Source organism: Streptomyces sp. GL_148, from assembly GCF_057834205.1.
Map to the genome: position 1 here is coordinate 765,722 of NZ_CM174396.1, position 19,416 is coordinate 785,137.

The 19,416-nt window shown below is 72.3% G+C and carries 16 protein-coding genes and 2 pseudogenes; 6 read left to right on the forward strand and 12 right to left on the reverse strand.

The annotated features are described in order from the left end of the window. Positions 1–21: 21 nt before the first annotated feature. The 5 genes and pseudogenes from AC3IYI_RS03420 to AC3IYI_RS03440 form a co-directional block, all read right to left on the reverse strand. Positions 22–396, reverse strand: coding sequence for a hypothetical protein (locus AC3IYI_RS03420; protein WP_489408788.1), 375 nt, complete (start codon positions 394–396; stop codon positions 22–24). Between the two features lie 79 nt (positions 397–475). Continuing rightward, positions 476–904: a roadblock/LC7 domain-containing protein gene (locus AC3IYI_RS03425; protein WP_243341217.1), complete on the reverse strand. Its 429-nt coding sequence runs from the start codon at positions 902–904 to the stop codon at positions 476–478. Between the two features lie 71 nt (positions 905–975). Continuing rightward, a complete protein-coding gene (locus AC3IYI_RS03430) occupies positions 976–1,752 on the reverse strand; it encodes a transcriptional regulator (RefSeq protein ID WP_489408789.1) in 777 nt (258 codons plus the stop codon). Beyond that, a complete protein-coding gene (locus AC3IYI_RS03435; protein ID WP_489408790.1) occupies positions 1,749–2,147 on the reverse strand; it encodes a hypothetical protein in 399 nt (132 codons plus the stop codon). Before AC3IYI_RS03435 ends, AC3IYI_RS03430 begins: the two co-directional genes overlap by 4 nt. A 258-nt stretch (positions 2,148–2,405) precedes the next feature. After that, positions 2,406–2,657 (reverse strand): annotated as a pseudogene (locus AC3IYI_RS03440) (helix-turn-helix domain-containing protein); the annotation flags it as partial. 103 nt (positions 2,658–2,760) lie between these two features. On the opposite strand from AC3IYI_RS03440, the gene AC3IYI_RS03445 reads away from it, so the two are divergent. Further along, positions 2,761–3,657 carry a LysR family transcriptional regulator gene (locus tag AC3IYI_RS03445; RefSeq protein ID WP_489408791.1) on the forward strand — a complete coding sequence of 299 codons (897 nt, stop codon included), beginning with the start codon at positions 2,761–2,763 and terminating at the stop codon, positions 3,655–3,657. Between the two features lie 58 nt (positions 3,658–3,715). Here AC3IYI_RS03445 and AC3IYI_RS03450 read toward each other — a convergent pair whose 3' ends face one another. The 3 genes from AC3IYI_RS03450 to AC3IYI_RS03460 all read right to left on the reverse strand — a co-directional run bounded on the left by AC3IYI_RS03450 (position 3,716) and on the right by AC3IYI_RS03460 (position 6,079). Beyond that, positions 3,716–4,669 (reverse strand): DUF4304 domain-containing protein, encoded by a 954-nt coding sequence (locus tag AC3IYI_RS03450; protein WP_489408792.1) that lies wholly within the window; start codon positions 4,667–4,669, stop codon positions 3,716–3,718. Between the two features lie 58 nt (positions 4,670–4,727). Then, on the reverse strand, positions 4,728–5,372 hold the full coding sequence (locus AC3IYI_RS03455) for a DUF6461 domain-containing protein (protein ID WP_489408793.1): 645 nt from the start codon (positions 5,370–5,372) through the stop codon (positions 4,728–4,730). 134 nt (positions 5,373–5,506) lie between these two features. Then, positions 5,507–6,079: a TetR/AcrR family transcriptional regulator gene (locus AC3IYI_RS03460; RefSeq protein ID WP_489408794.1), complete on the reverse strand. Its 573-nt coding sequence runs from the start codon at positions 6,077–6,079 to the stop codon at positions 5,507–5,509. 142 nt (positions 6,080–6,221) lie between these two features. Between AC3IYI_RS03460 and AC3IYI_RS03465 the strand changes: the two are divergent. Continuing rightward, positions 6,222–7,292 (forward strand): annotated as a pseudogene (locus AC3IYI_RS03465) (RsbRD N-terminal domain-containing protein); the annotation flags it as partial. A gap of 70 nt (positions 7,293–7,362) precedes the next feature. On the opposite strand, the gene AC3IYI_RS03470 reads toward AC3IYI_RS03465, so the two are convergent. The 3 genes from AC3IYI_RS03470 to AC3IYI_RS03480 all read right to left on the reverse strand — a co-directional run bounded on the left by AC3IYI_RS03470 (position 7,363) and on the right by AC3IYI_RS03480 (position 12,181). Beyond that, positions 7,363–9,345, reverse strand: a complete 1,983-nt coding sequence (locus AC3IYI_RS03470) for an APC family permease (RefSeq protein WP_489408795.1) — start codon at positions 9,343–9,345, stop codon at positions 7,363–7,365. A 67-nt stretch (positions 9,346–9,412) separates the two neighbouring features. Then, positions 9,413–9,868 (reverse strand): (2Fe-2S)-binding protein, encoded by a 456-nt coding sequence (locus AC3IYI_RS03475; RefSeq protein ID WP_489408796.1) that lies wholly within the window; start codon positions 9,866–9,868, stop codon positions 9,413–9,415. Between the two features lie 18 nt (positions 9,869–9,886). Further along, complete coding sequence (locus AC3IYI_RS03480; protein WP_489408797.1) at positions 9,887–12,181, reverse strand: xanthine dehydrogenase family protein molybdopterin-binding subunit; 2,295 nt, start codon at positions 12,179–12,181, stop codon at positions 9,887–9,889. A 340-nt stretch (positions 12,182–12,521) separates the two neighbouring features. Here AC3IYI_RS03480 and AC3IYI_RS03485 point away from each other — a divergent pair, with 340 nt between their 5' ends. Then, positions 12,522–12,770, forward strand: coding sequence for an SCO4226 family nickel-binding protein (locus AC3IYI_RS03485; protein ID WP_489408798.1), 249 nt, complete (start codon positions 12,522–12,524; stop codon positions 12,768–12,770). Between the two features lie 252 nt (positions 12,771–13,022). After that, positions 13,023–14,450: a PP2C family protein-serine/threonine phosphatase gene (locus tag AC3IYI_RS03490; protein WP_489408799.1), complete on the forward strand. Its 1,428-nt coding sequence runs from the start codon at positions 13,023–13,025 to the stop codon at positions 14,448–14,450. 119 nt (positions 14,451–14,569) lie between these two features. Here the strand turns inward: AC3IYI_RS03490 and AC3IYI_RS03495 are convergent, their stop codons facing one another. After that, the gene (locus tag AC3IYI_RS03495; protein WP_489408800.1) at positions 14,570–16,048 is read right to left on the reverse strand and encodes a DNA-binding protein NsdB; all 1,479 of its coding nucleotides are present in this window, start codon (positions 16,046–16,048) and stop codon (positions 14,570–14,572) included. 230 nt (positions 16,049–16,278) lie between these two features. On the opposite strand from AC3IYI_RS03495, the gene AC3IYI_RS03500 reads away from it, so the two are divergent. Continuing rightward, complete coding sequence (locus tag AC3IYI_RS03500) at positions 16,279–17,403, forward strand: aminoglycoside phosphotransferase family protein (protein WP_489408801.1); 1,125 nt, start codon at positions 16,279–16,281, stop codon at positions 17,401–17,403. Positions 17,404–17,686: 283 nt separating this feature from the next. Beyond that, the gene (kstD, locus tag AC3IYI_RS03505; RefSeq protein WP_489411867.1) at positions 17,687–19,414 is read left to right on the forward strand and encodes a 3-oxosteroid 1-dehydrogenase; all 1,728 of its coding nucleotides are present in this window, start codon (positions 17,687–17,689) and stop codon (positions 19,412–19,414) included. Positions 19,415–19,416: the final 2 nt, after the last annotated feature.

Sequence of the window (19,416 nt, forward strand, 5' to 3'; positions counted from 1 at the left end):
CGCCACCTCGCCGTCATCGGATCAGACTTCGAGCTCCGCCTCGATCTTCTTCAACTGGTGCCGGGCCATGGCGAGGTTGGCCCGCGTCTTGTCGAGCGCGAGGTAGAGGAAGAGCCCCGCGGAGCCCCGGCCCTTCAGGAGCCGGATCAGGTGGTACTGGGTTCCGAGGGTGATGAGAATGTCCTCGATCTCGTCCTTCAGACCGAGCATCTCCATCGTGCGGAGTTTGGCCCGCACCACGTCGGTATTGCCCGCGGCGGCGACCGTGAGGTCGAGGTCCTTTCCGCCGCCGAGGGTGCCGAGTGCCATACCGCTGCTGCAGTCGACCAGGGCGACGCCGAGCACGCCGTCGATGCTGGTGCTGGCTTCCTTGAGCGATGTCTCCACGTTGGCCATGACGTTCCTCTTTCTCTTCGGTTTGCTGGGCTTTCGGGCAGTACGGTTCGGTCGGTACGGATGTACGTGGTCGAGGGGGTCAGGAACCCGGGCCCGCGCCCGGCGCCGGGCCGCGGCGGCCGAGGCTGTGGTCGATCAGCTCCGCTATGCGCAGGCTGGACCGGCGGGCCTCCAGGTGGAGCCGGCCGACGTTGACGCGCGGCTCCGCGATCAGGGTCAGTACGGCCGCGTCGCCCGCCGCGTAGGTGGCGACGTAGCCGTCCTCTCCGCGTACGAGCAGCTCGCGGAACCCGCCCTGCCCGGTGCAGTCACTGAGCCGCTGGGCCACTCCGAGGGCCGCGGCGGTCAGGGCGGCCACGGATTCCGCCTCGGTGGCGGCGCTGTCGTGGGCCAGGACCAGACCGTCGACGCTCGCGGCGAGGGCCCCGCCCAGCTGCGGGACGCGGGCCCGCAGCCGTCGGAGCTCCGCGAGTATCTCGGCCTCGGCTTCGGCGGGCACCGTACTCATGTCGGACCTTCTCCTTTCGGACTGCCGCCGCTCGGAACGGTCGCCGCGCTGGGCGGCTCGCAGCGGGAGCCTCACAGGCTTGCCTCCAGTGCGTCGCGTAACCGGCGCAGCAGTGCCACGTCCGGGGACTGCGCCTGCGTCATCCAGTCGGGCAGCGGCGTCTCCGCGGCGGCGACGGGTGCCGGCGCGCGCGGGGTCTCGACCAGCCCGGCCGCCGCGAGGCGTCGTACGTCGAGCAGGGTGTGGAAGGCCGGCCGGCCCAACACCCAGGCGAGGTCCGCCGGTGTCCGTACCCCGTCGGCCCGGTCGAGGAGGATCCGCTGGCGTGCGGTGACGGTCTGGCCGGGGGCGGCGGGGCGGGGCACCACCGGGGAGGTGTCCAGCAGCGGGTAGGGCCAGACCACGTCGAGGAGCTCCCGGCGGCGGCAGGTCTCCCGTTCGACGGCGGCGGCCGGAACGGAGCGGACGGAGCCGATCCAGTGGGTGGCCCCGCGGCGGAAGCGGGAGGGGCCGCTGCCCGGGGAGAGCGCGAAGAAGGCGGCGTCGAAGATCGCGGCGAGGTGGCATATCTCCAGCTCGCCGCCCGCGAGCCCGCCGCTGTCGACGAGGAAGCGGGCGACTTGGCGGCGGGCACCGGCCTGGTTCACGGCGTCGGTCCAGCGCTCGGGGGTGAGGCCCCCGCCGGTGGTGAGCAGGACGTCGAGTCCGGGGGTGGCCGGGCTCTCCGCGTGCACCACGCGGCCGTCCTCCAGGAAGAGGGTGCCGCGCTCGCGGAACAGGGCGCCGGTCGCCCGCTCGGCGGCGAGCCGGGTGAGCAGCGGGGAGACGGCGGCGACGGCGGCGGTCACTTCAGCACCAGCTCCTCGGCCAGGGCCCGGAGTCTGTGCCGGGCGAGGGCGAGGTTGCCGTCGGTCCGGTCGAGCCACAGGTGCAGGAACACGCTGCTGTCGAAGCTGGTCTCCACGAAGCGGAGCACGTGGTACCCGGTCCGGGTGGTGACGATCAGGTCCTCCACCGGCAGCCCGGCGGCGTCCTGCGCATCGGTCCCGCCCGGGGCGAAGGACTCGTACTCGGCGGCCGCCCGGGCCAGTTCGGCGGTCTCGGCCGCGGTGGTCTCGTGGTCCCCCACCGGTGATTCCCCGGCGGTGCCGAGGGCCAGTCCGCTGCTCCAGTCGACCAGCGCGGCCCCCCTGGCACCAGGCAGGGCCATGGCTTCGAGCAGGCATTCGTCGATCCCGGGCACGCGGGCTCCCCTCCCGGCCGGACCGTGCGTGGTGCACGGTCGTGCGGCGCGACAGAAGGGAACCTACTCAACTTCCACACTGCGAAAGGGCGTTCTGGCATTTTCCGCTGGAACATGCACGATGGCACGTGACAGCTTGGCCGGAACCCCACGCATTTTGATCATTACTTGGGGTTACGAGCCCCGACCGCCCCCACAAACCCACGAACCCACGGCCTCGCGGCCCTGCCGTCACGAAGCGAGCGGCAGATCGTCCGAGAGCCGGAAGGACCCGCCCTCGCGCTGTACGTAGCCCTCGTGGCTGAGGGTGCGCAGCAGGTGGTACACGGTGGGCAACGGGATTCCGGTGAGCCGGGAAAGACGCTTGGCGGTCGCCCCGCCCTCCGCGTACATCGCCTCCACGAGCCGCAACGCCCGCTGCACGGAACCGATGAGGGTGGGTGCGGTGGTGGTGGCGCTCCCGCTGTCCGCGCCGTCCGCGCTGTCCTTCGGACTGTGTTCGGTGCCCATGAGTGGTCCCCCTGCTCCGGTACGAGGCCTGGCAAACCCATCAAAGTCGCTCACCGGCCTCAAAACCAGCGGACGCGCGTAAACCTGAGCATAAGATCAACTAATGCTCGACCCCCGGAAACTGAAGCTCCTCGTCGATGTCGCGCGCACGGGCACCATCGCAGGTGCCGCACTGCGCGCCGACGTCACCGCCTCCGCCGCCTCCCAGCAGCTGTCCGCGCTCGAGCGCCAGGCCGGTTGTCCGCTGCTGGAGCGCTCCGGTCGGAGCGTACGCCTGACCGCAGCCGGGCACACCCTGGTGTCCCACGCCACCCGCGTGCTCGCCGAGATCGAGGCCGCGGAGGAGGCGCTGCGCGACATCGCGGGGCTGCGCGACGGCCAGTTGCGGGTCGCCACCTTCGCCTCGGCCGCGGAGCCCTTCACGGTGCCGGCGCTGGCCGCCTTCCGGCGGACCCATCCGGGGCTCGACGTGAGCCTGACCGAGCTGGAGCCGGAGCTGGCACTGCCCTCGCTGGCCGCGGGCAGCCTGGACCTGGCGGTCACCCACCAGTACCCCCACCTCCCGGAGCCCGACCTGCGCGGTCTGCGGCAGGTGCTGCTGCGCCGGGAGAAGCTGATGCTCGCCGTTCCCCCGCACGCCAGGCCGCCGCTCGACGGGCCGGTCAGGCTCGGCGAGTTCGCCCGTACCGCCTGGGCCTCGACCACGCCCAGCACGGGCTTCCAGGCGGTCACCGAGGGGATCTGCCGGGCCGCCGGCTTCGAACCGGACATCGCCTTCCGCGCCGACAGCTATCCGATGCTGCTCTCCCTGGTCGCCGCCGACTTCGCGGTCGCACTGGTGCCGCAGAGCGCGGCGGACCGGCGCGCGGAGATCACCTTCCACGACATCGCCGAACCGGCCCATCTCGTACGGGACATCTATGCGACCGTCCGGACCGGGGACCGCAGCCCGGCGACCGAGTCGATGATCCGGCACCTGGCACGGCAACTCGGCGGCTGATCCCGGCCGCGGGCCGGCGGACACCGGCCGCCGGACACCGACCGTCAGATGCGGGCCGTCAGATGCGGGCCGGTGTCCAGCCTTCGATGTGCCAGGGTGCGCCGACGGTCAGTGCGTGCGGGGTGCCGGAGACGGTGAGGCAGGCCTCGCGCGGGGTGCCCTGCTCGAAGGTGAGCCGCAGGGACCCGTTGCCGGTGACCTCGGCCGTGTTGATCCGGCACAGGGCCAGCTCGCCGAGGAGCGCCAGCGGATGGCCGGGGAGCGAGCTGCCCGGGCTGGTGGAGACGCGGACGTCGCCGTCGGCGGCGATGCCGACCCGGACCGAGCCGAAGAGCGGCTGCTCCAGCCGCCAGGGGGCGTCGATGACGATGCGGGCTTCCGCGTCGGTCCGTTCGTCGTGGACGGTGAGGAAGGGCGAGGCCCGGCGGCGTTCGCCCGTCTCCAGTACGAGGGTGCCCTCGACGTCCACGGGCAGGGGGGCCACCCCGCTCGCCACCGGGAACGGACCGCTGTCCGCCCGCAGGCACACCGGGTCCAGGCAGTCGGGCACCGGATCCACCACGGGCCCCGGCAGCGGGGGCCGGTCGGTGACCTCGCCCCACAGCGCGGGGACGGCGTGGCGCCGCACCAGGTCCGTGACCTCGTCCGCGACGCGGGCGGCGGTGCGCTCGTCGGTGATGGTCCACCAGTGGTCGTGCGGATGGCCGAGGAGGCGTCCGATCCTGGCGTGCCAGCCGACGGGGCCGATCCGGTTGGCGCTGAGCCGGGTCCCGAGCGCCGGCCGCAGCCGCCGCAGGGCCTCGTGTTCCTCGTACGGGACGGCGCGCAGGTTCACGGTGAACCTGCACTCGGCGGCCCCGGACGAAGCGCTCCGCTGGAAGCCGAGCAGCGCGTGGTCGGGCTCGGCGGCGCGGAGCCGGTACTCCAGCCCCGTGCCCGTGAAACCCGCGTCGCGCAGTGCCGGGGCGATCCGCTCGCGCAGCGTCTGGTGGAACAAGTCGGTCGCGTTCACCCCCGTAGTGTCACAAGACGCACCCTCCCCGGCCAAAACCGCGCATCCCCGGCCGCCCCTACTGCGTGCAGGTCACGAAGGCCGGGAGCGGTGTCTCCTCGACGAGGCAGCGGGGCAGGGACAGTGCGAAGCGGTGTTCCAGTACGGCGAGGGTGAGGCGGTCGCGGTCCTCGTACGGTTCGTCCTCGGGGCGGGCGTAGCAGCCGTCCGGCGTGAGGATCTTGGCCTCGACCAGCTCCGGCAGGAGGAAGTCGGGCCGGTGGCCGCCGCGCCAGTACTCCTCGCCGATGCCGAAGCAGCAGACCAGCTCGCCGTCCCGGGCGTACGCGAACTGCTTGGGCGGGTGATCGGGCTGCGGGTCGAGGTGCACGGCCTCGACCCCGGAGCGGGAGACCTCCGCGAGGCGCTGCGCACCGGCGGGCACTCCGTGTTCCACGGCGAAGGACCAGCCGCCCCAGGTCCCGACCCGGGCCACCCCGTCGCCGTCCACCGTCTCGGTGACCATGCTCCAGGCGTCGATGGCCCCGAGCGGCCCGGGGTGCAGGTCCGGCAGGGCGCCGAGCCGGGCGGCCAGTTCCTCGGGGCCGATGCCCCGGGCGAAGGTGAGGCTGACGTACCAGGCGCTCCAGTCCGCGAGCCACTGGATGCCGTCGTCGCAGGCGCGGGAGCCATCGCCCGCGCCCTGCCCGGTGATGTCCGCCATTGCCACGGTTCCTCCCGCGATCCCCACGATCCCCGCGATGCGAGCCGGTCCTGCCGGCCCTGCCGGTCCTGCCAGTCCTGCCAGCCCTGCCGGTCCTGCCAGCCCTGCCGGAACCAGCCCTACCGGCACGATAGTCAGTCCGCGGGCCCCTCCGGGAGGAGGCGCTCGACCATCGTGTCGATGAGCCCCCCGGCCCCGTGGAGGGGATGGGGGTCCAGCAGTCCGGGCACGGTCAGGTCGTCCACGATCAGCCCGAGCATGGCCAGGTAGATCAGGACCACGCTCTGCCGGTCCCCCGGCAGTCCCGCCTCCAGGTGCCAGGCGATGTTCGCCTCCAGTTCGGCGCCCAGGAACCCGGCCAGTGCCTCCTGGAGTTCGGGCCGCCGGGTGGCCTCCAGGCGCAGTTCCAGCATCGCGGTGTGGACGCTGCGCTCGCGGCGCATGCGTTCCAGGAGGCGGTGCAGCAGCACCTTCGTGTCGAACGGGCCCGTCAGGTCCGCCGGGTCGGGGGTCAGCCGCTCGCGGGTGCGGTGCAGGATCTGCACGAGGAGCTGGGCGCGGTTGGCGAAGTAGTTGGAGGAGGTGCCGGTCGGAACCCCGGCCTCCGTGTCCACCGCGCGCAGGGTCAGCCCCCGTGAGCCCTCGCGGGCGAGGACTTCGATAGCGGCGTCGAGCAGCGCGGCGCGGCGCTCGGGGTTCTGGCGCATGGGTGGTTCCCTGACCGTGTGGACTGGCTGCCGGTATGACCGCCGCATATGCACTGCACGTGCAGTGCTTCGGACACGCTAGCGGACACCGCCTCGTCGAGGCCCTCCCCAGCGCCCCCTCCGACGTGCCACCCTGCCCGTCATGGAGCGGATCATCGGGGAGATACGCGAGGACCTGGACCGCCGGATCGCCGTGGCCGCCGAGCGGCTCGCCGACCGGGCACCGGACGGGGATCCGGCCTGCGCCGTCTACGTCGCCCTGCTCGGCCGGGCCGCCCTGCGCGAGCGGGTCCACCAGCTGCTGCGCCAGGCCGTCGACGGCCTTCTCCGGGAGACCCGCGGCCTGCCGCCCGAGCTCGGCGAGGCCCGCGCCGACGGCGAGCTCCGCGCCCGGCAGGGGCTGCCGCTCGACTCCCTGCTGCGGGTGTACCGGCTCGGCGGCCGGCTGCTGTGGCAGCTCCTGGCCGAGGCCGTCGCCGCCCGGGACCGGGCGGCGCTGCCCCGGCTGCTGCCCGGGGCGCCCGTCCTGTGGGACGTGGTCGACCGGATGGCGGACGCCGCCGCCGATTCCTACCGCCGGGCCGAGGCCGTACGCGGCGACCGCGAGCGGGAGCTGCGGGGGGCCCTGCTCGACGCCCTGTTCGACGGCGGCGGTCCGGAGGGCCGGTCCGCCGAGTCCGCGCGCAGGCTCGGACTGCCCGAGCGCGGACGGTTCGCCGTGGTGGTCCTCGACGCCGGGGACGGCGCGTGGACGGCCCCGGACTGCGGCGCCCCGCGCGTGCTGTGGCGGATCCGGGCCGACGGGGAGACCGGCCTCGTCGAGCTGGGCCGGCTGCCGCTCGCCTCCGTGACCGACCTGCTCGCGCCCCTCGGCTTACGCGCCGGGGTGAGCCCGGTGGTTCAGACCCCGGACGAGCTGGCCGGGGCCCGCCGGCTGGCCGTCCTCGCGCTGCGCGCCGCCCCGGGGGCCGACGGTCCGCACACCGCCCTGCTGGACGAACGGCTCCCGGCGGCGCTGGTCGCCGCCGAGCCCGAACTCGCGGGCCGGCTGCGTCAGGTGGTACTGGGCCCGGTCCTGGCGCTGGCCCCGGAGGACCGCAGGGTCCTGCTGACCACCCTGGGGACCTGGCTGACCTGCCGGGGCTCGACCACGTACGCCGCGCAGCGGCTGTACTGCCACCGCAACACCGTCTCGAACCGGCTGCGCCGGCTCGAGCAGCTCACCGGCCGCTCGCTGGCCGATCCCGCGCACGTCGTGGAGCTGGCGCTGGCCCACACCGCGGTCACCCAGCGCCAGGCCGGGCCCCCGCCCGCTCCTGCCGGTCCCCCTTCCCAGGATCCCCCTCCTGCGCGGGCTTCGCGGACTCCAGCAGGAACGGCACGTCGATCACCGCGACCCCGGGCGTGAACAGCAGGCGCGCCTTGAGGCGCAGCGCGTTCTGGTTGTGCAGGGGCTGTTCCCACCAGTGCCCGACCACGTACTCCGGGATCACCACGGAGAGCATGTCCGTGCCCTCGGCAGCCGCCTGTTCCTGTACGTAGGCCAGCACGGGCCCGACCACCTCGCGGTACGGGGAGTGCAGCACCTTGAGCGGGATGCCGGGGTCGTGGTCCGCCCAGGCCGCGCGGAGCCGGTTCGCGTCCTCCTCGTCGGCGGCCACCGAGAGGGCCGTCAGGGTGTCGGGGCGCAGCCCCATCGCGAAGCCGAGGGCCTTGAGGGTCGGCGCGTGGACGGCGGCGACGAGGACGACGACGTGGTGGCGGGCGGGCTTGCGGGGTTTGACCCCGGGGGCGACGGCGACTTCCAAGGCCACGGTGTCGTAGTGGCGGCGCACGCCCTTCATCCCGACGAAGAGCAGCGGCATGGCGATGACGACGAGCCAGGCCCCGTGGGTGAACTTGGTGATCAGGACGATGACCAGGACCACGGAGGTCATGACGGCGCCGACCGCGTTGATGGCGAGCCGGCGGTGGATGTGGATCCGCTCCTCCTTGCGGGCCTCCGGGGAGGCGAGCTCCTGCTGCCAGTGCTTGACCATGCCCGCCTGGGAGAGGGTGAAAGAGACGAAGACGCCGATGATGTAGAGCTGGATGAGGCGGGTCAGCTGGGCGTCGAAGGCGATGATCAGGGCGATGGCGGCGAGCGCCAGCAGGACGACGCCGTTGGAGTAGACGAGCCGGTCGCCGCGGTTGAAGAGCTGGCGCGGTACGTACCGGTCCTTGGCCAGGATCGAGGCGAGCATCGGGAAGCCGTTGAAGGCGGTGTTCGCGGCGAGGATCAGGACGCCGGCCGTGACGGCCTGGAGCAGGTAGAACAGGACGTGCCAGTCTCCGAAGGTGGCTCTGCCGATCTGCGCGAGCGCGGTGGACATCGGGGTTCCGGGGGCCAGGCCCAGCTCGGTCGGGTCCGCCGCCACGTGCACCTTGTAGGACATGGCGAGGAAGGTGATCCCGGCGAACATGGTGACGGCGAGCGCGCCCATCGCGGCGAGGGTGGTCGCCGCGTTCCTGCTCTTCGGCTTCTCGAAGGCGGGCACGCCGTTGCTGATGGCCTCGACGCCCGTGAGCGCGGTACAGCCGGAGGCGAAGGCCCGGAGCGCGAGGAGCACGACCGCGAGGCCGGCGTAGTTGCCCTCCGCGCTGATCGGCAGCGCGGCGGATTCGGCGCGGATCACGTCGCCGGTCGCGAGCCGGTACGCGGCCACGGCGAACATCAGGTAGATGACGAGGACGAAGCCGTAGGTGGGGATGGCGAAGACGCGGCCCGATTCCCGTACGCCGCGCAGGTTCATGACGGTCAGCAGCACCACGAAACCCACCGACAGGGGGACTTCGTGGTCGGAGAGGGAGGGGATCGCGGAGGTGATGGCGGAGACGCCGGAGACCACGGAGACGGCGACCGTCATGACGTAGTCGACGAGCAGGGCGCTCGCGGCGGTGAGGCCGGCGGTCGGGCCCAGGTTCGTGGAGCTGACGATGTAGGCGCCGCCGCCGCCCGGGTAGGCGTAGCAGGTCTGGCGGTAGGAGGCGACGACGACCACGAGCAGGAACACGATGGCGGCGGCCGCGTACCAGGCGAGGTGGAGCAGCGCGACCCCGCCGAGGGCGAGGATCAGCAGGATCTCCTCGGTGGCGTAGGCCACGGAGGAGAGCGGGTCGCTGCAGAAGATCGGGAGTGCGAGCCGCTTGGGCAGCAGGGTCTCGCCCAGACGCGCGGTGTCGAGCGGTTCGCCGACCAGCACACGTTTCGCATTGATACGCCTCATTCAGGCATGATCAGCCAAAACCGTGTCGATTCGCCCCATATAGACCCTGTGTCATGGAGTGAACCGCCTACATCTTCGCCGCCGCGCTGCGGATCGCCTCCCGGATGCGGAAGTACGTGCCGCAGCGGCAGATGTTGGCGATCGCGTCGATGTCCTCGTCCGTGGGGGTGCTCGTCCGCTGCAGCAGGGCGACGGCCGCCATGATCTGGCCGGGCTGGCAGAAGCCGCACTGTGCGACGTCCTGTTCGAGCCAGGCCTCCTGCACCGGGTGCAGGTCCTCGCCGTCGGCCAGTCCCTCGATCGTGGTCACCGTCTTGCCCGCGCACGCGGAGACCGGCACCACGCACGGGCGGACGTCCACCCCGTCGAGGTGGCTGGTGCAGGCCTTGCAGACGTCCACTCCGCAGCCGTACTTCGGGCCGCGCACGCCCAGCATGTCGCGGAGCACCCACAGCAGGGGCAGATCGTCGGGCGCGTCCACGGTGACGCTCTGCCCGTTGACGGTGAAGGTGTGCGAGGGCACGGCTCGGCTCCTGGCTGGCTAGCGCGGGTAAGGGGTGAAGTCGACGTCGAAGTCGAGGGGGAAGCTGCGCGGCTTGGTGCCGGTGGCCCGGGCGTAGGCGTTGGCGATCGCGCCCACGGCGGCGGGCAGGCCCAGCTCGCCGGCCCCGCCGGGCTCGGTTCCGGTCGCCGGGAGCACGAAGACGCGTACGTCCTTCGGGGTGTCGCGCTGCTGCGCCCAGTGGAACTGGCTGTAACTGCCTTCCAGCGGGAGCCCCTTGTCCAGGTGCAGACCGGCCTTGAGCGTGGTGGAGATCGCGTCGGTCAGGCCGCCGATCATCTGGGCCTCCAGACCGCGCGGATTGACGGGCAGGCCCACGTCGACGGCGATGACCGCCTTCGTGACGCGGATGTGCTCCGGGTCCCTGGTGTCGATCTCGACCAGGCAGGCCGTCCGGGACTTGTACTCCTCGTGGAAGGCGATGCCCTGGGCGCAGCCGGCCGGCATGGCCCGGCCCCAGCCCCCCTCGGTGGCCGCCTTGTCGAGTACGGCGCGCTGGGCGGCCGTCTTCAGGAAGGTCCGGCGGAACTGGTACGGGTCCCGGCCGGTCGCGGCGGCCAGCTCGTCCACCACGATCTCCTCGGCGCCGCGGGTGTTCGCCGAGTACACCGACCGCCAGGACCCGGTGGGCACCCCGGTCGGGACCTCGGTGAGCGCCTGGGTGGTGAGCCCGAAGTGGTACGGAGACTTGATCGTGGTGAGGAACAGCGTCTGCGCGAGGGTGGCGTTGCCGATGCCGAGCGGGAGGCTGGCGGCGGTGGCGGTGATGATCTCGCCGAGTCCGTGCCGGAAGTCGGTCTCCGCGGCGGCGACCCGGTGTTCGAAGCTGAGGACCTCGCCCAGCAGGTGCGTCGCCCGGATCTTGTGGTGGGTGGCCGGGCGCATCCGGCCGTGCCGGGTGTCGTCGACCCTGGTCCACATCAGCCGGACCGGGCGGCGGCAGGCCTTGGAGATCCGGGCCGCTTCCAGGGCGGCGTCGAAGAACAGCCGCCGGCCGAAGGAACCGCCGGCTTGCACGACATGGACGGTGACCTTGTCGAGGGGCAGGCCGAGGTCGGCGGCGATCGTCTCGCGGGCCACGATCGGCGATTTGAGCCCGGACCAGATCTCCGCGCGGTCCTCGCGTACGTCGGCGACGGCCGAGTTGGTCTCCATCGGGGCGTGGCTGACGAAGGCGAAGTCGAACTCGGCGTCCACGTGCGCGGTGAGCAGCGGCGGCACGAGCAGCGGCGGGGTGGCGGCGCGCAGCTTCGTACGCACGGCCGCGTCCGAGAGTTGGTCGGCCGGGCCCGGGCCCCAGGTGACCTGGAGGGCGGCCTTGGCGTCGAGGGCCTGGCCGAAGGTCTCGGCGACGACGGCGACCCCGGTGGCGACGGTGACCACGTGCAGCACGCCGGGCATGGCCCGGACGGCGTCCAGGTTGGCGACGGAGCGGACGCTGCCGCCGAGCGTGGGCGGGCGGCGCACCACGCAGGGCTTGGCCCCGGGCACGTCCAGGTCGAGGGTATAGCGCTGGGCCCCGGTGACCATGGCGCGGGCGTCGATCCGACTGGTGGGCTTTCCGACCAGGGCGTGCTTCGCCGTCGGCTTGGGGGTGGCACCCAGGACGATGAGGGTGGGGTCGGCGGCGGCCGCGGCGAGGGAGCCGTAGGCCGCGGTGCGGCCGTCGGGGGCGCGGACGGCGCCGTTCGCCGTGGTCAGGGTGGACGCCGGGAGGCTCCAGCGCACGGCGGCGGCCGCGACCAGCCGGGCCCGGGCGGTGGCGGCGCACTGGCGGACCGGGCCGTAGAGGGAGCGGATGGAGTTGGAGGATCCGGTGAGCTGGTTGAAGAGCAGCTCGGGGCGCGCGTCGTCCAGGTCGACCCGTACGGCGGCCAGCGGGGCGTCCAGTTCCTCGGCGACGAGCATCGCCACGGCGGTGGTGAGGCCCTGGCCGACCTCCTCGCGGGGCAGCCGGAAGCGGATCGTTCCGTCGGCCTCCACGACGAGCGCGAGCAGGGCCGAGGTGGGGGCGCCGGCCAGGATGAACAGGTCGCCGAGGTCCACCAGGTCCGCGATGGCGGGCAGCGTCGGGATCACGGCGTGCGCGGACTGCGGGGCGAGGAGGTCGGCGCCGGCGCGCGTGACGAGGGCGAGGGTCGGAGCGGCGACCAGATAGGTGAGGAAGGACCGCCGGCTCTGCCCGTGGCCCTGCCCGTCGGTCGGCCCGTGGCTCTGCCCATCGGTCGGCGCGTGGCTCTGCCCGTCGGTCGGCCCGTGGCTCTGCCCGGTCATGTCGTTGTGTCCCCACCCTGCGCGCGGCCCGCCTCAGCGAGCCTTCCCGGCTCATTACCGGCACGTAGAGTAGCGATCTAGGGGTGTGGTGGGAAGTCCGGATCAACTGCCGGGCGGAATATCGGACATTCCGCCGGCCGCGGCGGAGAGCAGGACGGACAGCGGGACGGACAGCAGCAGCCGGAGCACGGGGTCCTTCGTTCGGGGGGTACCGGCGGGGCTCGTACACCTCGGCCGTACGATCGATCGCCCTCGTCCGAAAGGCCGGTTTCCGGCCGCGGGGGGACGATGGAAGGAGGACGGCAGTGCCACACCGAGCAGATGGAGGAGGTGTGCGGCAGTGGCGAAGTACATGGATGTCCACCACGGCATGGCCGGCATCACCGCAGAGCAGCTGAAGGCCGCCCACAACGCCGACCTGGCCATCGAGAAGGAAGAGCGCGTGCACTTCGAGCGCGCCTGGGCCGACCCCGCGTCCGGCACGGTCTACTGCCTCTCCGAGGCGCCGTCGGCGGAGGCGGTCCAGCGCATCCACGAGCGCACGGGGCACCCCGCCAGCGAGATCCACCCGGTGCCGCTCACCGTCTGACGGCCCGGGACAGCCCGGGAACCGCAAGGGCCGGCGGGGTTTGCGCGCCGGCCCCTCGGCATGGGTTGACCGGATTCGTTCGCACACTCCAGGAGGGCCGGAAGGCCGCAGGCATATGCCCGATGCAAGTCCGCCCCAGATGTTGCCAAACGCCTTACAGGCCGTCGCCGGCTGTGCAACAGTCGTTACGGCCCTTCCTTCAGAACCGGTCCTCCCCACACTTGGCCGTGCCGCGCCTGTATCGGAGTTCAGATGCCGTCCCACCTGTACGCGGACCGCCCCGCGCAACCCCCCGAGCCAGGGTCGGTGGACGCGCTGATCTCGCAGACCCGACAGCTCCGGGGAGAAGTCGACGCCGTCCGCCGCGACACCGTCGTCGACGACGACGACGCGCAGGGCCGCTGGCAGCGCGCACTGTGCGATCTCGCCGTCCACCACCTCGACGACCTCCGCGCGCACCTCGGCCAGCTCAAGGAGGGGCTGCCGCCCGCCTCGCCCGAGTCGGCCGCGCTGCCGCAGGCCGCCCCTCAAACGGGAGCCGAGGCCCAGCAGACCAGGGTCGGCAGTGCCGAGTGGAACCTCCTGACCGATGAGGTCAGTTGGTCCGACGAACTCTTCCAGATCTTCGGCCGCTCCCCCGAGGCCGGCGCGCTGCCCCTCGATGAACTGGGGTCCACCCTGTTCTCCGAGGACCAGCCGCTGCTGACCGCGATGGTGACCGCCTGCCTGGTGGACGGCAAGCCGATCGACGGCGAGTTCCGCATCGTCCGGACCGACGGCCGGGTCCGGACGCTGCACATGAGGGGCGAGCCGGTACTCGACTCCGACGGCTGCACGGCCTCCATGTGGGCCGTGCTGCGGGACGTGAGTGAACTGCGCCGGAGCCAGCGGGCGGTGCGCGAGTCCCGGGACTCGCTGCAGCGCCGGCAGGAGATCGCGCAGACCGAGCGCCGGCTGGCGGTCGAGCTGCAGGAAGCCGTGCTCCCCCCGTGGCGCGGCTCCCTGCGGTTCCCGCACGACAACACCAGGGCGCTGGACGTCGCCGCGCACTACCTGCCCTCCGCGACCAGCGCGCTCATCGGCGGCGACTGGTACGACGCGCTGGAACTCCCGGGCGGGCACTCGATGCTGACGGTGGGTGACCTCACCGGGCACGGGGTGACCGCAACCTCCGGCATGGCGATGATGCTCGGCGCCCTGCGCGGGATGGCCATGGCAGGCATCGAGCCGGGCCCGCTCATGGGCTGGCTCAACCAGCTCCTGGAGAACTCGGTCCAGCCCGCGCTGGGTTCCGCGGTGTGCTGCCGCTACGATCCCGCGCGCCGCGTGCTGTCCTGGGCCCAGGCCGGCCACCCCGCCCCGCTGCTGTTCCGGCGCGGCCAGGGCCGTTCGCTGCTGCCGCCCGAGGGCGTCCTGCTGGGAGCGACCTCGGGAGCCACGTACGGCCAGGCCGAGGAGCGGCTCGAGATCGGCGACGTCCTCGTCCTGCACACCGACGGACTGACGCCGCGCAGCATCGAGTTCAGCAAGGCCGACGGGACCGAACGGCTGCTTGCGCTGGCGCCGCACTTCTCCGCCGCCCGGTCCGCGCAGGACTGCGTGCGCCTGGTGATCGGGGAGTTCGGAGAGGGCGAGCGCGAGGACGACGCCTGCGTACTGGTGGCCCGGATCGGCTCGTAGCGAGCGGCGGGCAGCAGACGGTAGGCCAGCAGGCAGCAGGCAGCAGACGTTTCGCAGGACTCAGGGCCGCGCCGGAAGGCGCGGCCTTATCCGTCCCCGGAACCCGGCGGCCACCGGTCTCAGACCGACCGTGCCACGGGGCTGTTCGGGAGCGCCAGCTTGATCTCCTCGCGGAGTTCCTCGATGCCGGCGAATCCGGAGTAGTGGCCGGTCAGCCGGTACATCTCGCGCAGCCGGTCCCATGTCCGGTGCGAGGAGGTCTCGTTCATCGAGACCAACGCCAGACGGGCGTAGCGGTCGGCCTGCTCCGGGTCGTCGGCGATGAAGCAGGCCGAGGCCATCGAGATGTAGTCGAAGATCTTCGAGCGCTGGTGACCGTCGGCCCGCAGCCGCAGGGCCTCCTTCGCGTGCTGCTGCGCGATGGTCGCCGCCGAGGGATCGTGGTCGGCGAGGGTACGGAAGGCCAGCGCCTGCATGCCGTGCAGATCGGCCTCGTCGAAGTGCTGCATCCAGGACGGCGGCGGCACGTCGCCCGAGGTGGACACGAACAGGTCCTCGGCTTCACCCAGGGTGCGGCGCATTGCCTGCCCCTTGCCAAGCGCGGCCTGCGCCCAGGCCTCGATGGTGTGGAGCATGGCGCGGGTCCGGGGCAGGGTCTGCTCGCCGGAGCCGGACTGTGCCAGCTTCATCAGGTCGAGGGCCTCGTTCGGCTTGCCCAGGTGGACCATCTGACGGGCCGCGCGGGAGAGCGCCTCTCCCGCACGCGGCCGGTCGCCGCCCTCGCGGGCCGCGTGCGCGGCGATGACGAAGTACTTCTGCGCGGTGGGCTCCAGGCCCACGTCGTGGGACATCCAGCCCGCCAGGACCGCCAGGTTGGCCGCCACCCCCCAGAGCCTGCGCTGGAGGTGGTCGGGGTGGTGGTACGCGAGCATGCCGCCCACCTCGTTGAGCTGCCCGACCACGGCCTTGCGCTGGAGGCCGCCGCCTCTCGAGGCGTCCCAGGCGCGGAAGACGTCCACCGAACGCTCCAGCGCCTCGATCTCCTGGGAGCCGATGGGCGCGGCCTCGTAGCGGTCGTAGCCCGCGGAGTCGGCCTGGAAGGCGTCGGTGTGGCGCGCGTCCTTCGCGCGGGCGGGGTCGGTGTGGAGCCAGTCGTGCATGGCGTTGCCGATGGCTGAGCCGGCGGTGAGCGCGGCACCCGCGCTCATCAGACCGCGACGGTTGAGCATGAGGTCCATTCCCGTGAATTCGGTGAGGACCGCGGCTGTGCGTTCGGGCGCCCAGGGCAATCCGTCGGGGTTCTCCTGCTCCCCGTCCGGTTGCCTTTTGGCGGTGCGCCGTTGTCGTACGAACCCGAGGTCCTCGATGGTCACGACACGACCGAGCCGCTCGGTGAACAGTGCTGCCAGTACCGTGGGCACCGGTTCGCGCGGGGTCTCCCCCATGTCGATCCAGCGCCGCACCCGCGAGGTGTCGGTGGCCAGCTGGTGGTGACCCATCGAGGCCGCCTGCCGGTTGACCATCCTCGCCAGTTCGCCCTTCGACCAGCCGGCCAGGCCGAACAGGTCGTTCAGACGGGTGTTTGGACCTTTGCTCACGTCAAGCCCCCAGGTTCTCGGCTGAGTTGACAGTAACCCCCCGTCAGATGCCGAGCGACTATTCGCCAGGGTTCGCCAGGGCACGCAATGTGGTCCGCCACCCACGCCGGGGTGTCAGGTAGGAATGCGCCTCCCCGACCCGGTCACCGGCGGAACTCCCCAGGGTGATGCACGGGATCCGGCGGGGCGGCGTATGCAACTCGTCGGCGCACGAAGGGATCCGTAACGCCATGTACGCAGCCACGTCCTCCGTGTCAGCCCCGGTCCGGTCGCACCGCACGCTCCCCGCGGGCGGCGGCCCCTACCTCGAACCCGGCCGCCCCGCGGCCCCGGCGCAGGGCGCCGTAAGAGCACGGCGGATGCCGGGAACCGGATCGCAGCCGCTCAGCGGGAGAATCGACCTGTCGGGTCCCCAAGGGGCGCAGCTGCGTACCGCACTCGCCTCCGTGCAGCGCATCTGTCCGGAGTTCGCGCCGGTCCAGGTACTGCGCCGCAGCGGCCGGTCGGTCCTGCTGGTGGGAACCACCGGACGGATGACGGCCGTCGCGAAGGTATTACTGGATCACTCGCCCGAGTGGCGCGAGCGGTACCGGCACGAAATAGCGACGTACCGGACGTTCGTCCGGCACCGCCCGCAGGTCCGGGTGCCGCGGCTGATCGCCGCCGATCCGGAGAACTGCGTACTGATCGTCGAGCGGATGGCCGGCCGGGTCGCCGCGCTCCAGCGGCATCCGGTGGAGGCCCCGCCGCGGGCCGACCTGCGGGCGGCGCTGGGAGCGGTGCGCCAGGTGAACGGCTGGCGGCCCGCCGACGAGCTGTTCGGGCGGCCGATGGACTACGACCGGCGGATCGCCCGGGACTACCAGCTGGGCCTGCTGACCGACCGTGACTTCGGCGATCTGCAGAAGCTGCTGCACGGCGTGAAGCTGTCGGGCAACCCCTGGCAGTTCAACCACGGCGACGCGCTGCTGTCGAACCTGCTGCTGTCCCCGACGGGTCCCGTGCTCCTCGACTGGGAGCACGCGGGCTGGTACCGGCCGGGCTACGACCTCGCCACCCTGTGGACGGTACTGGGCGACGCCCCGGCCGCACGCGCCCAGATCAGCCGCCTGGCGCAGGCCGCCGGACCGGCCGCTCGGGACGCGTTCCTGGTCAACCTGATGCTGGTGCTGACCCGGGAGATCAGGATGTCGGAGACGGCCGTGCAGCGCTCGATGCTGGCGGCCACCCCGACCCAGGCGCTGCCGGCGAGCGCCCTGTCCTCGGGCGAGGAGCAGCGCCTGCTGCTGCGCCGCCTGCACGACGACGCGGGCATGGCCCGCAGGGCGGTCCGAGCGGCGGTGGGCACGCGCTGAACCGGCCGCGCACCGCGCGGTCGGCCACGAAATCCCGTGCCGCACACACCTGGTGTGTGCGGCACGGGATTTCGTGCGTCCGGGCCCGGAGCGCAACTGGCGCGTATGCCTTGACTTCACATGATCCCCCGAAGACCTTTTCTGACTCAGCATCAGAATGCTGGATCCGTCCCCCCACTCCCCTCTCCGCTGGAGCCTGCCCATGACCGCGAGAACCGCCTCCGCAGCGAGTTCCGGACCGAGTTCCGATCCGAGTTCCGCCTTCCCCTCCCGCCGGACGGTCATGGCCGGGGCGGGGGCCGGTGTGCTGGCCGCCGCCGTGCTGCCGACCGCCGCCGCTCACGCGGCCGGTGAGCCCTCGCTCGGCGAGTACGACGTCGTCGTGGTCGGCTCCGGAGCCTCCGGGATGACCGCCGCGCTCAACGCGGCCAAGCGGGGCCTGAGCGTGCTCGTGGTCGAGAAGGCCCCGACCTTCGGCGGTTCGGCCGCCCGATCCGGCGCCGGGATCTGGCTGCCCAACAACTCGGTGATCCTGGGCGCGGGCGTCCCGGACACCCCGGCGAAGGCGGCGCAGTACCTGTCGGCCGTGGTCGGCGACGGCTCCTCCGCGGACCGGCAGGCGGCCTTCCTTGCCAACGGGCCCCGGATGCTGGACTTCGTGATGGCCAACAGCCCGCTGCGCTTCCGCTTCATGGACGGCTACAGCGACTACTACCCGAATCTCCCCGGCGGGCTCCCGAACGGCCGGTCCATCGAGCCGGACCAGATCGACGGGAACATCCTCGGCGCCGAACTGGCCCACCTGAACCCGGCGTACCTGCCCGTGCCCGCCGGAATGGTGGTGTTCAGCCAGGACTACAAGTGGCTCAACCTCGCGGCCGTGAGCGCCAAGGGGCTCGCGGTGTCCACGGAATGCCTGGCGCGCGGTACGGCGGCCGCGCTGTGCGGACAGAAGCCGCTGACCATGGGCCAGGCCCTGGCGGCCGGTCTGCGGGCCGGGCTGGTGCAGGCCGGGGTCCCGGTGTGGCTGAACAGCCCGCTCGTCGACCTGGTCCAGGAGGGTGGCGCGGTCACCGGCGTCGTGGTGGAGAAGGAGGGCGTACGCGGCGTGGTGCGGGCCCGCAAGGGCGTGGTCATCGGCTCGGGCGGCTTCGAGCACAACGCCGAGATGCGGGCCCAGTACCAGCAGCAGCCGATCGGCACCCAGTGGTCGGTCGGCGCGAAGGAGAACACGGGCGACGGGATCCGGGCGGGTCAACGGGCCGGTGCGGCGCTGGCGTTGATGGACGACGCCTGGTGGGGCCCGTCGATCCCGCTCCCCGCCGAGCCGTACTTCTGCCTGGCCGAACGCACCCTGCCCGGGGGCCTGATGGTCAACACGAAGGGCGCCCGATTCGTCAACGAGGCGGCCCCGTACAGCGATGTGGTGCACGTGATGTACGAGAAGGACCGGGACGCCACCGGCTCGCACATTCCGGCCTGGCTGATCGTGGATCAGAACTACCGCAACAAATACCTGTTCAAGGACATCCTGCCGACGATCGTCTTCCCCGACTCCTGGTACCAGGCGGGCGCGGCGAAGAAGGCGTGGACGTGGGACGCTCTCGCCAACCAGATCGGGGTGCCGGCGGCCGCCCTGCGCTCCACGCTCAACCGGTTCAACGCGCAGGCGTGGAACGGCACCGACCCCGACTTCCACCGGGGCGACACCGCGTACGACCACTACTACACGGACCCGGGCGTGACGCCGAACTCCTGCCTGGCCCCGATCTGGGCGCCGCCGTTCTACGCCTTCAAGATCGTGCCGGGTGACCTGGGCACGAAGGGCGGCATCGTCACGGACGCGCGGGCGCGCGCGCTGCGCGCGGACGGATCCGTGATCCGGGGCCTGTGGGCGGCGGGCAACGCGAGTGCGGCCGTGATGGGGCACAGCTATGCGGGGGCCGGTTCGACGATCGGTCCCGCGATGACGTTCGGCTACGTGGCCGCCAACGACATCGCGGACGCGTGACC

Excerpts from the sequence above, each read along its gene's own strand:
- AC3IYI_RS03445 (WP_489408791.1), top strand. The coding sequence starts at position 2,761 with ATGCTCGACCCCCGGAAACTGAAGCTCCTCGTCGATGTCGCGCGCACG.
- AC3IYI_RS03490 (WP_489408799.1), top strand. The coding sequence starts at position 13,023 with ATGCCGTCCCACCTGTACGCGGACCGCCCCGCGCAACCCCCCGAGCCA.
- AC3IYI_RS03460 (WP_489408794.1), bottom strand. The coding sequence starts at position 6,079 with ATGCGCCAGAACCCCGAGCGCCGCGCCGCGCTGCTCGACGCCGCTATC.
- AC3IYI_RS03470 (WP_489408795.1), bottom strand. The coding sequence starts at position 9,345 with ATGAGGCGTATCAATGCGAAACGTGTGCTGGTCGGCGAACCGCTCGAC.
- AC3IYI_RS03500 (WP_489408801.1), top strand. The coding sequence starts at position 16,279 with ATGTACGCAGCCACGTCCTCCGTGTCAGCCCCGGTCCGGTCGCACCGC.
- AC3IYI_RS03425 (WP_243341217.1), bottom strand. The coding sequence starts at position 904 with ATGAGTACGGTGCCCGCCGAAGCCGAGGCCGAGATACTCGCGGAGCTC.
- AC3IYI_RS03455 (WP_489408793.1), bottom strand. The coding sequence starts at position 5,372 with ATGGCGGACATCACCGGGCAGGGCGCGGGCGATGGCTCCCGCGCCTGC.
- kstD (WP_489411867.1), top strand. The coding sequence starts at position 17,687 with ATGGCCGGGGCGGGGGCCGGTGTGCTGGCCGCCGCCGTGCTGCCGACC.
- AC3IYI_RS03480 (WP_489408797.1), bottom strand. The coding sequence starts at position 12,181 with ATGACCGGGCAGAGCCACGGGCCGACCGACGGGCAGAGCCACGCGCCG.
- AC3IYI_RS03420 (WP_489408788.1), bottom strand. The coding sequence starts at position 396 with ATGGCCAACGTGGAGACATCGCTCAAGGAAGCCAGCACCAGCATCGAC.